The sequence below is a fragment of the Corallococcus sp. BB11-1 genome (genome assembly GCF_026626625.1).
Classification (GTDB): Bacteria; Myxococcota; Myxococcia; order Myxococcales; family Myxococcaceae; genus Corallococcus; species Corallococcus soli.
This window is the reverse complement of sequence record NZ_JAPNJY010000016.1, coordinates 30,913-44,896: the sequence shown is the minus strand read 5'-3', so window position 1 is coordinate 44,896 and position 13,984 is coordinate 30,913. Positions and strand designations below refer to the sequence as shown.

At 71.7% G+C, this 13,984-nt stretch carries 12 protein-coding genes; 6 read left to right on the top strand and 6 right to left on the bottom strand.

The annotated features are described in order from the left end of the window. Window positions 1–48: 48 nt before the first annotated feature. The 4 genes from OV207_RS13375 to OV207_RS13360 all read right to left on the bottom strand — a co-directional run bounded on the left by OV207_RS13375 (window position 49) and on the right by OV207_RS13360 (window position 4,431). On the bottom strand, window positions 49–825 hold the full coding sequence (locus OV207_RS13375) for an Imm49 family immunity protein (protein WP_267555565.1): 777 nt from the start codon (window positions 823–825) through the stop codon (window positions 49–51). Further along, entirely contained in the window at window positions 822–1,400 is a 579-nt protein-coding gene (locus OV207_RS13370; RefSeq protein WP_193430016.1) for an imm11 family protein, read from the bottom strand. The genes OV207_RS13375 and OV207_RS13370 overlap by 4 nt, the downstream gene beginning before the upstream one ends. Window positions 1,401–1,519: 119 nt before the next feature. Continuing rightward, window positions 1,520–2,824, bottom strand: coding sequence for a hypothetical protein (locus OV207_RS13365; protein WP_267555562.1), 1,305 nt, complete (start codon window positions 2,822–2,824; stop codon window positions 1,520–1,522). A gap of 167 nt (window positions 2,825–2,991) precedes the next feature. After that, window positions 2,992–4,431, bottom strand: coding sequence for a glycoside hydrolase family 43 protein (locus OV207_RS13360; protein ID WP_267555560.1), 1,440 nt, complete (start codon window positions 4,429–4,431; stop codon window positions 2,992–2,994). Window positions 4,432–4,528: 97 nt separating this feature from the next. Between OV207_RS13360 and OV207_RS13355 the strand changes: the two genes are divergently transcribed. Both OV207_RS13355 and OV207_RS13350 read left to right on the top strand, forming a co-directional pair. Further along, window positions 4,529–4,702, top strand: a complete 174-nt coding sequence (locus tag OV207_RS13355) for an MYXO-CTERM sorting domain-containing protein (RefSeq protein WP_267555558.1) — start codon at window positions 4,529–4,531, stop codon at window positions 4,700–4,702. A 196-nt stretch (window positions 4,703–4,898) separates the two neighbouring features. Further along, the gene (locus OV207_RS13350; RefSeq protein WP_267555556.1) at window positions 4,899–5,744 is read left to right on the top strand and encodes an OmpA family protein; all 846 of its coding nucleotides are present in this window, start codon (window positions 4,899–4,901) and stop codon (window positions 5,742–5,744) included. Between the two features lie 51 nt (window positions 5,745–5,795). Here the strand turns inward: OV207_RS13350 and OV207_RS13345 are convergent, their stop codons facing one another. After that, on the bottom strand, window positions 5,796–6,074 hold the full coding sequence (locus tag OV207_RS13345) for a hypothetical protein (protein WP_267555554.1): 279 nt from the start codon (window positions 6,072–6,074) through the stop codon (window positions 5,796–5,798). A 210-nt stretch (window positions 6,075–6,284) separates the two neighbouring features. Here OV207_RS13345 and OV207_RS13340 point away from each other — a divergent pair, with 210 nt between their 5' ends. From OV207_RS13340 to OV207_RS13325, 4 genes are all read left to right on the top strand, one after another. Then, window positions 6,285–7,511: a sensor histidine kinase gene (locus OV207_RS13340; protein WP_267555552.1), complete on the top strand. Its 1,227-nt coding sequence runs from the start codon at window positions 6,285–6,287 to the stop codon at window positions 7,509–7,511. Then, complete coding sequence (locus tag OV207_RS13335; protein ID WP_267555550.1) at window positions 7,508–8,863, top strand: sigma-54-dependent transcriptional regulator; 1,356 nt, start codon at window positions 7,508–7,510, stop codon at window positions 8,861–8,863. Before OV207_RS13340 ends, OV207_RS13335 begins: the two co-directional genes overlap by 4 nt. A 135-nt stretch (window positions 8,864–8,998) precedes the next feature. After that, window positions 8,999–11,524, top strand: a complete 2,526-nt coding sequence (locus OV207_RS13330; protein WP_267555547.1) for a hypothetical protein — start codon at window positions 8,999–9,001, stop codon at window positions 11,522–11,524. Between the two features lie 51 nt (window positions 11,525–11,575). Beyond that, window positions 11,576–12,139, top strand: coding sequence for a hypothetical protein (locus OV207_RS13325; RefSeq protein ID WP_267555545.1), 564 nt, complete (start codon window positions 11,576–11,578; stop codon window positions 12,137–12,139). A gap of 36 nt (window positions 12,140–12,175) precedes the next feature. Here OV207_RS13325 and OV207_RS13320 read toward each other — a convergent pair whose 3' ends face one another. Then, window positions 12,176–13,852, bottom strand: coding sequence for a S28 family serine protease (locus OV207_RS13320; RefSeq protein ID WP_267555543.1), 1,677 nt, complete (start codon window positions 13,850–13,852; stop codon window positions 12,176–12,178). Between the last annotated feature and the right edge of the window lie 132 nt (window positions 13,853–13,984).

The window sequence follows — 13,984 nt, the reverse complement described above, 5'->3', positions numbered from 1 at the left end:
GGCCCGGCCTGGAGCAGGCGGTGGCGCGGAGGAGTATGCCTCTCGCTGTCAGTCCAACGGCTGACGCCAGTCCGCCCTCGCGCCTGTCCGGGCCGCCGGCAGCCGGACCAGGGCGGGAACGTGCAGATAGTCGGTGCGCGTGTGCAGGCCCTTTCGCTCCGCGAGCGCCAGCAGGGCCAGGCCCTCGATGCTGATGTATCCCTCAGTCGAGGACTCCCAGAGGGGAATGGCTTGCTTGGCGGCCAGCCGTTGGTATCGCCGGGCCCGTTCAGACAGCAACTGCTCCAGTCCCTGCTCGAAGCGCTCCGCGTCACCCGCGAGGAAGGCGCGCAACACGCTCAGGCGCGCGTCATCTCTGGTGCCGACAAGCTCGGCGTAGCGGTCCACCCAGCCGGCATCCCTCGCTGGGTCCGGTGCCCCGAAGAAGTGCGCATCCAGGAAGCGGCCGTAGAGGAAGTCCTCCTCGTATTCGGTGCCCGGGTCCCAGGTGTCGCCCACCTGCTGGAAGATGGTGGCGGCTGCCTCGAAGTCCCCGCATGCCAGCGCATCCATCGCCGGGGCCAGGGCCCGGGGCAGGGTGAAGGCGGGGGACTTGCGGGCGCTGTAGAAGGCGAAGGCTGCCGCGCTCTTGCGCAGGAAGCGGTGGAAGTCCTCAGCCGACGCGGCCAGGAGCAGCGAGCAGATGGCCGCGACGCGGTAGTTCCTGCAGAAGTCCTGCACCTCCGCCGCACCCGCCTCGCCTTCAAGGATGCGCGGCAGCAAGCGCGTATTGGCGGCCAGCGCGTTCTTCCGGAAGGCGGGCAAGAAGACGGAGCTGAGGCTCATGAGTCGGACGTCTCCATCTCGTGGAGGACGACGTTGGTGAAGCCTCCCTCGTGGAGGGCCCGGGCCAGCGGCTCGGTCACCACATAGACGCTCGGGTCCTCAAGGATGCGGAACAGGGGCGGCGCATCCTTGAGCCGCTGGGGCGACAGCACGATGCGCTCGACGCTCAGTATCTCCTTGCCCAGCCGCACCACCTCGCTGGCATCCGGATCCAGGCAGTCGAGCGCTCCCAGCGGGTTGATGATGGAATAGTCGCTGGTGTGCAGCCGGTCCCGGTGGTTGTAGATGTGCACCGGCAGGTATTCGATCTCCATGCCCTTGCACCACTGCTCAAGGAGCGCGCGCAGCGGACTGGAGACCACGAGGATGTTCTTGACGTTGCCGATGAAGGACTCCAGGCGCAGCCCGGGGTACTCCTCGCTCAGGTTGATGCGCGGATCCGCAGGGTAGATACCCTGGGTGGACAGGCCCCGTGACAGGTTGACGCTCCGGGATGCGAGCGCATGCGGAGCCGCGTCGAGGAAACAGCGATCCCGGTCAAAGTCTCCTACGACGTTCCAATTGTAGAACTTCATCCCATGTCTCCAGCGTTGCGCCTTTTCGAGTTCCTTCGTCCACCAGGCAGCCTGATTCTCCAGGTTCCTGCCCCCTGGTATACGGAGCGGCCGGACCTGGCGCCACGGTGGGCCCGGGCTCAGCTCAGCTCACGCAGGTTGCGCTCCGCGACCTTCGTGAGGGCCACGACACGCTTGTAGAGCCAGTCCCCGAAGGGGACGATCCGCTCGGGCTTCACGCGCCTGGGAAGCCGGGTGAGGTTGTCATCGAATGGGATGATGGCCTGCTCGCCCGTGGAGGAGACCTCGCGCGGGTCGAAGGCGAACGCACGGCCATGGTGCGCCCCGCCGTGGAACACGAAGAGGTCCTGGAGCTCCTCGTTGCCCGTGTTCTCCACCAGGTCCTCGATGGGGTAGTCGCTGTCGCTGTCGATCTCCAGGCAACTCCAACCGCCCCCGGTCACGTTGCTGCAATAGAACATCGACAGGCCCTCATCCGCCTGACCGTCGAGGATCCAGGTGATGGAGCCATACACCCGGGCGAAGTAGGCCCAACTGGACTCGCCCTTCTTTGGCGCGCGAGGCTTCGCCTTCGCCCAGCGTCCGACGCGGTTCTTGTGCAGGCGCAGGAAGAAGGTGGAGGCGTTCTCCACGGGGGTGACGCGCGCGCGGGCCGTCTTCGGCTCCAGGCACTCGGTGACGAAGTGGGCCACCGGGATGCGCGTGTGCAGGTCCTTGAGGATACCGATGGCCGCGTCCACCGCGGCGTAGGCGTCCTTCGGCTTCGCCAACGCAGGCGCCTTCGGCAGGGGAGGGCGCCGGGGGGCTCCCTTCGCGGGACGGGGGGCGGGGTTGGGGCGGGCCGCGGAGGTGAGCTCGATGAGGTGCGGCGCGAACCCGGCCTTCTCCTTCGCGCGGATGCGCTTCTCCGCGAGCGCGATGGCCGCCTCGCGACTCGGGGTGGGGAACGGCTTGCGCGCGTCCTCCACGACCGTGTCGCCATCCACCTCCACCGTCCACCGGGAGGACGGGCCCTTGCGATACTCCCGTCGCGTCACCTGCGCCTTCGTCGCGTTCCACGGCGTGCCATCCCGGAAGCCCAGCGCCCGGTAGCGCGCGAGCAGCGGCTCGACTTCGGAGGGCTCGATGCGTGTCGACAGGTCGGCGCCGTTCAGGACACCCCGGCGGACCACGGCCGCGCCCTCGCGGACCTCCACGTCGACGAAGAGCTGGTCCATCAGCTTGTAGAGCGTGAAGCGCTCCGTCACGGGCCCTGACACCGTGAGCGGTGTCGCTTGCGCCTTGTGGAGGACGCCGTCGCTCCACACGCGGAACTTGTACTCCGCGGCGAAGAACCAGACCTCGCGCTTCGTATCGAGGAAGGGGTCGGAGTAGAGGATGCGCTCCCCTGCGTTGAGCTTCTCAAGGCGTTTCCAGTCGGCCATGGGCCCAGGGTAGCCGATGCGGCTCGCAGCGACGGCGGTTTTGCCCAGGAGGCCTGGCGATGTTCCTGGCTCGCATCGCCTCGTGATGAAGCCGCGGAGGCGGCGCGCGACGGTTCGCCTCCGGGCTTGCTCAACGCTTCACTGCGGTGGGTGTTGCCTGCGATTGCCTACGGCACCGGCCGCGAGCCCACCGACGGACCCTCGGGGACCGCGGGCCAGCCGTTGGGCCAGGTGATGGCGTCCACGAGCATCACCCGCGCGGTGTGGGCGCTGTTCCATGCGTGGTAGACCATGAAGCTCTCGCCGCGAGGCCCGGTGACGACGGAGTTGTGCCCCGGTCCCACCCAGCCGCCACCCGTCGTGAGGATGGGCGCGCCGAGCTTCGTGTACGGGCCCAGCGGGCTGGTGGCGCGCGCCACGCCCACGGCGTACGTGCTGTTGTAGTACGCGTTGCCGCTGTAGAAGAGGTAGTAGTAGCCGCCGCGCGCGACGACCCACGGCGCCTCCACGACGCCGCCCTCCCACGACAGGTTGTTGGTCATGAGCGTGCGGCGCGTCCCCACCAGCGCCAGGCCATCCGCCGACAGCTGCTGGCCGTAGATGGGCGTGGGCTGCCCCACCGCGTTGCCGTCCGCCTTCCACACGAGGAACGGCGTGCCCGCGGTGTCCTTGAAGAAGGTCGCGTCAATCATCCCCATGTTCGCGTCGTACACGAGCGGCCGGCCCAGGTCGGTGAACGGCCCCAGCGCGCTGGCCGACGTGGCCGCGCCAATGGACAGCCGTCCAGACGAGTGCCGCGCCGTGTAGTACGCGATGAAGCGCGTGCCCACCTTGTGGATCTCCGGCGCCCAGAAGTCGCCCGTCGCCCACGAGGGCCGCGTCCCGGACGGGAAGATGGAGCCCGCGCCCGTCCACGTCACCAGGTCCGTCGACGTGCGCAGCGGGAAGGCGCTGGCGGCCCCTCCGGACGTGCAGGCGGCCACATACCGCGTCCCATCATGGATGACGCCCGGGTCCGCGCAGTCCACCGGGACCACCGGGTTCTGGTACAGCCCGCCGCAGCCCGTGTACCGGAACGACATGCCACACGCGTTCGAGCCGCTGAAGTACGGCGCCCAGCCGTTGGACAGCACCGTGTAGGAATTGGGGGAAGCGTTCGTGCACGCCCGGTCCCAGTACACGCGTCCGCCGACGTCGTCGTACCGCGCCGGGTGGTTCGCCGGGGCCAGCCACGCCGCCCCATAGGAGACACGCGTCGCGCACGCGGCGGCTCCGGCGCAATCCGTGTCGAGCGCGAGGACACACGCGTTGTTGCCGGTGAAGTACGGCTTCCAGCCGTTGGAGAGCACCGCGTAGGAGTTGGTGCCCTCGTTGACGCAGGTGCCGTCCCACGTCACCAGGTCCGCCGCGACGTCGTACTGCGCCGGGTGGCCCGACGGACGGATCCACCGGTCGCCGTAGGTGATGCGCGTGCTGCACGCGAGCTCCTGGGTGGCGGAGCCCACGGGGGACGTGTCCACGGGCGCGGCGTCAGGGCCGCAGCCGGACATGAGCGCTGACACGGCGCCCACGAACGCCAGGGAAAGGATGCGGGGGGATTGTTTCACGCGATGACCTCCAAGCAGGGGGGAAGGTGAATCAGTATGGTGGTCCAGATAAATCAGTCAAAGCTGTTTTCCCTGTGGACGCGAACCGCGTGCTCCCGTGGCGTCATTCGTTCCGGGCGCCTCCCGGACTCAATCGATCGCGGAGGACAAGGACGACTCCGGCGGTGGTTGCAGCGCGGGCCCGGCGCAGGGGGCGTGGCCTGTCGGGTCCCTGCTGGCGCTGGGCTGGGCGCTGCGCCGGCGCAAGGGCTCTCGCGGCACCGACGCCTGACGCAGGGGCAGCAGGGGACGGCGGAGGACAGCGAAGGGGCCCGCCGTCCCGGAAGCAAGGTGACGCGCTGACGCGCGCGTGCGCCCCGGGTTCAACAATGCACCTCCAGACACCTGCACGCACCCGGGTCGCCTTGAGGTGCACCCGCCGGGTGCCGCTAGCGTGCCTGCCGTCCATTCCTCCCGGAGGTCGCGACATGGAAACGGAACGTGGAAGGGCCTGGGTCCCCTGGCTGGTGACGGCGCTGGTGACGGTGCTCGCGGGCCTGGTGCTGTACCTGTCGCATCGCAGCACGACGCTCTCCGACGCGGCGGCGGCCGCGGCGGCCACCCGGGCCAGCGAGGCCGAGGCCGCGAAGCAGCTGCTGGAGACGAAGCTGGCCGCGCTGGAGGTGGAGCGCGAGAAGCTGACCACGGAGAAGGATCAGCTCAACACCGAGAAGGCCCAGCTCAGCCAGACGGTGCAGGAGCAGGAGGCGGAGCTGGCCCGGCTCAAGGCCACCTACGAGGACCTCCAGGACAAGATGAAGAAGGAGATCGCGGAGGGCGCCGTCCGCCTGACGCAGAACGAGGGCCGCATCCAGGTGGACCTCGTGGACAAGGTCCTCTTCGATTCAGGGGACGCCAGCATCAGCGCGCGCGGCCAGGAGGTCCTCACCCGGCTGGGCGGCGTGCTGTCCAAGGTGGATGACAAGCGCATCCAGGTGTCGGGGCACACCGACGACTCGCCCCCCTCGACGAAGCTCCAGGCCACCTTTCCCACCAACTGGGAGCTGTCCGTCGCGCGCGCCGTCAACGTGGTGCGCTTCCTCCAGGACAAGGGCGGCGTGCCCGCGAAGCGCATGCTCGCGGCCGGCTACGGTGACACGCGGCCCCTGGGGGCCAATGCCTCACCGCAGGGGCGCGCCCGCAACCGCCGCATCGAGCTGCTGTTGATCCCGGAGCTGTCCGCCCGGCGCAACCCCGCCATCGCGAAGTCAGCCTCCGCGAAGCCCGCGCCCGCGAAGCCCGTCATCGTGAAGAAGGTCCGGGCCAACAAGTAGGCGCGAGGCCCGCGCCTCCTTCGGCGAACCCTCCGGGCGGGGCTCCCGTGCTCAATCCCGGTCTTCGTCGATCCTGTGGGGCTCGGGCTCCAGCCGGGCCTGACGCTCACTGGCCTCCCATGATGCGTCCGCGTCACCGGCGTGCACGCGGGCGGCGGCCTCGTCGTCCTGCGCGCCCGTCCACGTGGTGTGCCCGCCTGCGTAGCCTTCCAGCGGCCGGGCTCCACGGTGGGACTCCACCTCCAGGTCCTTCTCCTCCTGCGCGCGCAGCCGCTCCCGCTCCTGTTCCCGCTCCTGCTCGTGCAGCTTCTCGATGGGGTTGTCCGCCATGGTGTCGTCACCTCCTGTCGGAAGGTGCGCCCTGGCTCGCGGGATGGCAGCCTTGGGGCGGGTCCTCGCGGATGGCCGCCTGCCCTGCGAACGGTTGGATGCGCGGGCGTCCTCTCACGCGAAGCCCCTTCGAGTTGAAGGCTGAAGGGCCTTGTCCCGACAGGGCAGTCACAAGAACATTGAAGAGGCCTGCGGTATGAACGGCGCCTCATGCGCCGCGCTCCGTCCATGGTTCCTCCGCCGCCTCCGCCCCGTTTCCGGCGACGACTGCTGGCGGTGATGCTGCTCACGGGCCTCATCCCGCTGGTGCTGCTGGGCGCGCTGGCCCAGGGCGTGTTGGAGCGCGTGCTCTCCGTGTCCATCGCCCCGGTGGAGGGCGTGCTCGACGGCGTGTCCGCGGACCTGGAGCGTCGCGGACTGCCGCAGGGCGCGCTCGATGATGCGCGGTTGAACCTGGCGCAGGCGGAGCTGGCGCGGCGGGCCCTGGTGCGACGTGTGCCCGTCTTCATCGCCGTGTTGGGGTTGGTGTCCGGCCTCGTGCTGGCCGTGGCGGCGGCGCTGCTCGGCCGCGTCCTCACGCGCCCCGTGGGCACCCTCATCGACGGGATGCGGGCCTACTCCCGGGGGGACCTGTCCGTCCGCCTGTCCGTGCCGGAGCCGCCGCGCGACGAGCTCCAGTACCTGCTGGGGCAGTTCAACCGCATGGGCCAGGAGCTGCTGGGGCAGCGCGAGCGCCTCAAGGCGGCCGAGCAGATCGCGGCCTGGCAGGACGTGGCCCGCGCGCTGGCCCACGAGCTGAAGAACCCCCTCACCGCAATGAAGCTCTCGCTCGCGCGTCTGTCCCGTCAGGATGACAGCACCCCGCCGGACCCGACGCGCCTCGCCGAAGCGGTGGCCCTCCTCCAGGAGGAGGTGGACCTGCTCATGCGCATGACGCAGAGCTTCTCCACCTTCGCGCGCCTGCCGGCCCCGCGCTTCCAGGACGTGGGGCTGCGCGCCCTGCTGGCGGAGGTGTGCACGCTGTACGCGGGCAGCTCGCCCGTGCCCGTGGAGCTGGAGCCCGGGCCGGAGGTCCAACTGCGCGCGGACCCGGACGGGCTGCGCCGCCTCTTCGGCAACCTGGTGAAGAACGCCGCCGAGGCCTCCGGGCCGGACACGCCCCCCGTGCGCGTGGCCCTGCGGGAGCAGGCGGACGGCGCCGTGCACGTCACCGTGAACGACGGCGGCCGGGGCGTCCCGGGCGTGCTGGAGGGCGCGGTCCTCACCCGGGGGCTGTTCAGCACCAAGCCCGGCGGCAGTGGGCTGGGGCTGCCCATCGCCCAGAAGATCGTCCACGAGCACGGCGGTACGCTGCGGCTGGAGCCGGGCGCGAACGGCGGGACGCTGGCGTTCGTGGCGCTGCCCCGCGTGCCTCCCACCGTCCAGGTGACGTCATGAAGCCAGGTCCCCGCATCCTCCTCGTCGACGATGATCCCGGCGTCCTCCGGGCCCTGCGCGGGCTGCTGGGCGACGAGGGCTTCACCACCGTGGAGGCCCGCTCCGCGGCGGAGGCGGCGCGCCTGCTCGAAGCGCCGGACGCGCCCCCCGCGCTGATGCTGTTGGACCTGCGCATGCCGGGCGAGACGGGGCTGGAGCTGCTCGCGCGCCTGCCCAAGCCGCTGGCCGTGCCGGTGGTCGTCCTCTCCGGCGAGGCCTCCCCCGCGGAGGCGGTGCAGGCGCTGAAGCTGGGAGCCACGGACTTCGTGGAGAAGCCTCCTTCCGCGGAGCGGCTCATCACGGCGCTGCGCAACGCGCTGGCGCTGGGCTCGCTGCGGGAGGAGCGGGAGCGGCTGCTGGACGCGCTGGCCCGCCCGGGGCACCTGGTGGGGGACAGCCCGGCCATGGAGGCGCTGCGCCAGCTCATCGCCCGCGTGGGCCCGAGCGACACGGCGGTGCTCATCACCGGCGAGACGGGCACCGGCAAGGAGCGCGTGGCGCAGGCGCTGCACAAGGCCTCCGGGCGCAAGGGTCGGCTGGTGGCGGTCAACTGCGCGGCCATCCCCGCGACGCTGCTGGAGAGCGAGCTGTTCGGGCACGAGCGGGGCGCCTTCTCCGGCGCGGTGGCCCGGCGCACGGGCCGGGTGGAGCAGGCGCAGGGCGGCACGCTGCTGCTGGACGAACTGGGCGACATGCCGCTGGAGCTCCAGGCGAAGCTGCTGCGCGTCCTGGAGACCCGTCAGGTGGAGCGCCTGGGCGGCACGCTGCCGGTGCCGGTGGACGTGCGCATCCTCGCGGCCACGCACCAGGACCTCACCCGCGCGGTGAAGGAGGGCCGCTTCCGGCAGGACCTCCTCTTCCGCCTCAACGTGCTGCCGCTGCACGTCCCGCCGCTGCGCGAGCGCCCGGAGGACCTGCTGCCCCTGGCCCGCGTCTTCGCCGCGGAGTTCGCCGGCCCCCGGGCGACGCTCGTGCTGGCCCCCGGCGCGGAGGCCGCGCTGCGCGCCTACCCGTGGCCGGGCAACGTCCGCGAGCTGCGCAACGTCATCGAGCGGCTGAACCTGCTGCGAGGTGAGGGCCCGCTGGAGCTCCGCCCGGACGCGGTGACGGCCCCGGCGGACACCCCGGCCGCGCCCCGGGGCACGCTGGGCGACAGGAGCTACCGCGAGCACGTGGAGGACTTCGAGCGGGACCTCATCCGCGCCGCGCTCAGGGAAGGGGAGAGCATCGCCGGGGCCGCGCGCCTCCTCCAGGTGGACCGGGGGAACCTCTACCGACGCATCAAGGCGCTGGGCCTCCCGGTGGTCCCGTGAGAGGCCCTCGCGCGACACGGGTGATGTCACGGGCACATCTCCCCGATGACATCCGGATGTGTCCATGACATCGCCGCGCACGGCGACTCCTCGTCCTTCCAGGCACTTGCCAGGGCCCTCCGCCTGGAACGGCAAATGCTCCTGCCCCTCCGCATGAATCGCATCCTGCTCTGCCTCTGCTTCGTCTCGCTCGCCGCCTTCGCGCAACCCGTGGGGGACGGCGGCACACTTCCACCGGCTGCCGGCGCGCCCACGGCCCCCTCCCCAGAAGGGGCCCGGTCCGGGGCTGGAACGCCCGGGGGCGTTGAACGACCGGACGATGGCGCTCGCGACGGGGAGGCCCCGGACGATGATGTTCGCGATGGACATGCTTCGGGCGACTCCGCTCGCGATGGGGAGGACTCGGACGATGACGCTCGCGATGGGCATGCTTCGGACGAGAAGGGCTCCCTCCGACGTGAGGCGTGCCCGGACGGCTTCGACGATGACGAGGACTCCGCCACCTCCTCGGTCCTCGCGCCGCTGCGGCTGGACGTCGACGGCAAGATGCTGGCGCCGACGGGCCTTGAACTCGTAGGGCTCCAGCACCTGACGGACGGGCAGGTGCGCTCGCTCGTGGGCGCCCCCGCCGCCGGAAGCACGCGCCCGCTGTCCCCTGACGAGACGCAGACGCTGCTGCGCCGGCTGGCGCGCACGGGCCTCTTCGCCCGCGTGGAGCCCCGCCTGCGGGTCAGCGAGCAGGGACCCACGCTGCTGGAGGTGGCGCTGGAGGAGAACCCCACCGTCACCTCGGTGGAGGTCCAGGGGCTCCAGGACCTTCCTCCCCACGAGTGGACGGAGGCCCTGTTCCCGCGACCGCCCGGCGCCTCCGCGGCGGATGACGATGACGACGACGATGCGCTCGAGGAGTTCGTCGCCACGTTCCGCGTCCAGGGACGCCGCGCGACGGTGTCCGTCAGCGACCCGTGTCCACCGCTCCGCCCTCCCCGCGAGTGGCTCGCGCGCATGGAGCAGGGGGCGTTCCGTCCCGGCATCGTCCTGGGCGGGCTGGACGCCGCGCTGGAGCGCGCGCTGAAGGACCTGCGGGACGATGACGGCTACCTGCTGGCGACGCTGTCCGCCACGCTGTCCAGCGCGGGGCAGCTGGTCGTGACGGTGGACGAGGGCCGGCTGGAGGCCGTGGACGTGAAGGGCGTGGAGCCGGAGATGGCGGCGCGGGTGCGCGAGGCGCTGGGCCTGGCGCCAGGCGATGTCTTCCTCCGGAGCGACGCCCGCCGCGCCGTGGAGCGCCTGGAGTCGCGGCTGCGCTTCCTCCGCACGGTGGACGGCGAGGGGCTGCGCGAGGCGGACCGGGGCGTGCGCGTCATCGAGGCGCGCGAGGCCGACGGCACGCGGCGCTACCGCACCCAGGAGCAGGAGCGGCGCGCGTCCCGTCGTCGTGAGCAGGAGGAGTCCGGAGCCGGTTGGCGACACTTGTTCTCGTGGGACGACGAGCGGGGCGAGGGTCTCACCCTGGAGGGAAGGAGGCTGGTGGTGCACGTGCGTCCGCGCCCACCAGACCTGTCGGTGGCGCTGCTGCCCGTGCACACGCAGGTGACGGGCTTCGCGCCGGGGCTCGAGGCCGGGCTGCGCTTCTGGGATCCGAAGGACCGGGTGCACGCGACGCTGGACGCGGCCTTCTTCGTCCCGCTGCGGCTGGGCGGCCAGCGGCTGCCGGACGACCCGGAAGGGACGCGGCGTCAGCGCCGCGTCAACCTGCTGGGCGGCGCGAAGCTCCAGGTGCCCGCGCTGGCGCTCGCGGAAGTGGGCGCGCAGGCCCACGACTTCACCGACACGGCAGATCGCTGGCGGCTGGGCGACATCGACTCCTACGTCTACTCGTTCCTCATCAACCGGCCTGACCGGGACTACTTCCGCCGCAAGGGCTTCGCGGCGTTCGCCACCTGGCGCTGGGCGCGCTCGTGGCTCGCGGGCGCGGAGTTCCGGGGCGACACCTACGAATCGCTCCAGCCCTTCACGCCGCCGCTCAGCCTCTTCCGCCGGGACTCGCCGGCCTTCCCCAACGCACCGGTGAGCGAAGGGCGCTTCCACTCCGTCCTGGTGCGCGCCGAGTACGACAGCAAGGCGAAGCCGGGGACCCCGGTGGGCTCGCTCTTCCGGACGCCGGAGACGTCCCTCCTCCCGCGCGAAGCGCACCGGACGCGGGAGCCCGCGCTGCGCGGACTCGTCACCCTGGAGGTGGGGCAGCAGGTGGGCGTGGACACGCGCTTCTGGAAGCTGGTCGGTGACGCGGTGCTGGACCTGCCCGTCAACTGGCACTCGGGGCTGAGCGTGCGCCTGCGCGTCGCTGGAGGCCAGGACCTGCCCCTGCAGAAGCAGGAGGCGCTGGGCGGCTGGAGCGCGCTGCGCGGCTTCGGCTTCAAGGACTTCCGGGGGGGCGACGCGTCGGTGCTCGGCAGCGCGGAGTACCGCTGGCAGGCCTTCGGCATCTTCGCGGACCTGGGCGCGGTGCACGCCGCTTCGGACTGGACGGATCCCCGGCTGGGCGTGGGCGGCAGCTTCCACCTGGGCGACGAGGTGCGCGTGGAGGCGGCGTGGCGCACGGATGAGAAGGCCCGGGCCACGCCCGAAGCGCGCCTGCTCTTCGTCCGGACCTTCTGAGGCATGGCACGGCACGGCACACGCGGGCGGTGGCGGCTCCATGCGGCGCTCATGGCGTCGGTGGGGCTGCTGGCGCCCGGGGCCTGGGCGGACGAGGCCCGCGCCACCTGCGCCGCGACGCTCTCCGGGCGGCGCGTGGTGGTGCGGCCGGAGGCCCGAGCCTTCGTGTCACCCGAGCTGGAGCGGTTGGTGCGGCTGGGCATGGCGGGGAAGCTGGAGGTGGAGCTGACCCTCGTCCGGCGCCGCGCCCTCTGGTTCGATGCGCGCCTGGACAACGCGCGGGTCACCCAGGTGCTCGCCTTCACGCGCACGGGCTATCTGCTGGACGGAAGGCCCCTGCCAGGAGGGGTGGCCACGCTGGAACTGGAGCGCGTGGCCTGGATGCTGGACGCGCCCCCGGAGCCGGGCGAGCGCTTCGTCGTGCAGGTGGAGGTGCGGTTGCAGGTGGTGACGGCCGCGAGCCTGGGGCGCGTGGCGGCCTGGCTCACCCAGGGGGCGCCAGCGGGGACGGAGCCTGCTGACCGCTCCGGGCTCACCGGGACCCTGCTGCGCTCCGTCGCGGAGGACCTCGCGCGCGGGGCCTCCGCGCGCTGTGACGTGCTCCGCTCGCCTTGAAGCGCGGAAGGCCCCCGGCCCCAGGCCTGCGCCCGCTCAGCGGTGGAGGCCCGGGCGCAGCCGGGGCGGCAGGCGCGGCGCGAAGGTGGGCGGCTCCTCCGCGAGCGAGACCTTCGGGGCGCGCTTCAGCGGGGCGACCCCCATCCAGCGGTTGATGTGGGCCTTCGCCGTGGCCTGCACGTCCGGCGGCAGATGGCTGATGCGCGCGCCGTGGTTGCCGCCCTCCACCTTGTAGAGGAACGAGTCCTGCGCGTTGCCGAGCACGAAGGCCGCCGCCGTCCACGGGTCCAGGCCGCCGTAGATGAACATCAGGCGCTCGCCATGAACGGAGACCCAGTCCTGGATGTCCGGCATGGCCTCTGGACGGAAGACGAACGGGATGCCGGGCGGCGAGTACACGTCGCCGGTGTCGGTGCCCGGGTGGTGGATGAGCGCGCCCAGGTGCTCCTCGTAGGGCCGGGGCCAGCCCAGCTCCAGCGCGGCCTGGTAGTAGTAGGCCGCGTAGGCATCGAGGCCGGGATCCGCGAAGTTGTCCAGCCCCACCTCGTAGTCCAGCGTGGCGAAGAGCGCCTCATCCGTGGCGGTGGGCTCGGGGATGCTCTGGGTGCAGCGTGACGGGACGTCGTACTGCCAGAAGGCGAAGTAGGTCTCGATGACCGCGTGCTCCAGCGCCAGCTCGAACCCCAGCCGCGTGAACTGCAGTCCCTGCTCCGCGGCATGGGCGCGGTACAGGTCGAGCATCCTCTCCCGGCGCGAGAGCACCTCGCGCTGGAAGGCCCACAGCCGCTCGCGGCAGGCCGCCTGCGCCGCGCCGCCGACCACCGCCTGGAACGCCGGGAAGCGCTCGTCGTCGCGGCGGGCGAGGGGCGCCACGTACGCCACGGTGGCGTCCACGTCGTCCGGGTGGTAGCGGCGGAAGAACACCACCGTCTCGCCGCCCTTGCTGCCGCCCGTGGACACCCACTTGCCGGTGTAGATGGGCTTGAGCGCCTGGGCGATGCGGTGGAAGTCATCCGCGGACTGGCGGATGGTGAGGTGGCTCCAGTCCGCCGGGGCCGGGATGCTGGGCGGGAAGAAGCGGTGCTCCACCGAGATCTGGTTTCCGCCCAGGAGCTGCGTGAGCTCTGAACGGCCGGGAGCCACGGAGACGCCGTAGCCGCCGGTGAAGAGCACCGTGGGGCTCGTGTCCGCCGTGTGCAGCAGCGTCACGCGCTGTTCGAAGCGCTGGCACTCCGGATGCGCATGGTCCGCCGGCTGGTTGAGCGTCATGATGAAGAAGCGGTAGCCCTGCGGCACCCTCGCCCCGTTGGGGTTCTCCTGCACCGTGAGCCCCGGGATGGCGCGCAGCCGGACCAGGATGTCCAGCGACGTGTCGTTGATGACGTCCGTGTCCGCCGTCCCTGCGTCCCAGCCGCTCGGGGTGCACGCCACGCCGCCATCGGTGCCGGCATCCTCCGTGCCTGTCCCCGCGTCCGCCATGCCCGTGCCAGCGTCCTCCGTGCCAGCGTCCTCCGTGCCAGCGTCCTGCGCGCCCGTACCGGCGTCCGAAATGCCCGAGTCGGGGATGCCGGCGTCTGTCCCTCCTCCCGCGTCCCCGACCTGTGTGCCGCTGTCGGGGGAGGCGTCCGGCTCATCATCGCCGCAGGCCACCGGCCCGAACAGCGTCAGCAGGGGAAGCAGCAACAGGGGAGCGAAGCGAGCGGCGCGAGCCATGAGGTCTCCGAACGAAGGGTGTCCAGTCTAGGACAGGTCCCTGACGGCCCGCTGCCGGGCCACCTCGGACAAGCCCCGTCCACCCGGGACGAGCGGTCGGAGGTGCTCCTCAACCGTGGTGCCCCGGCTGGC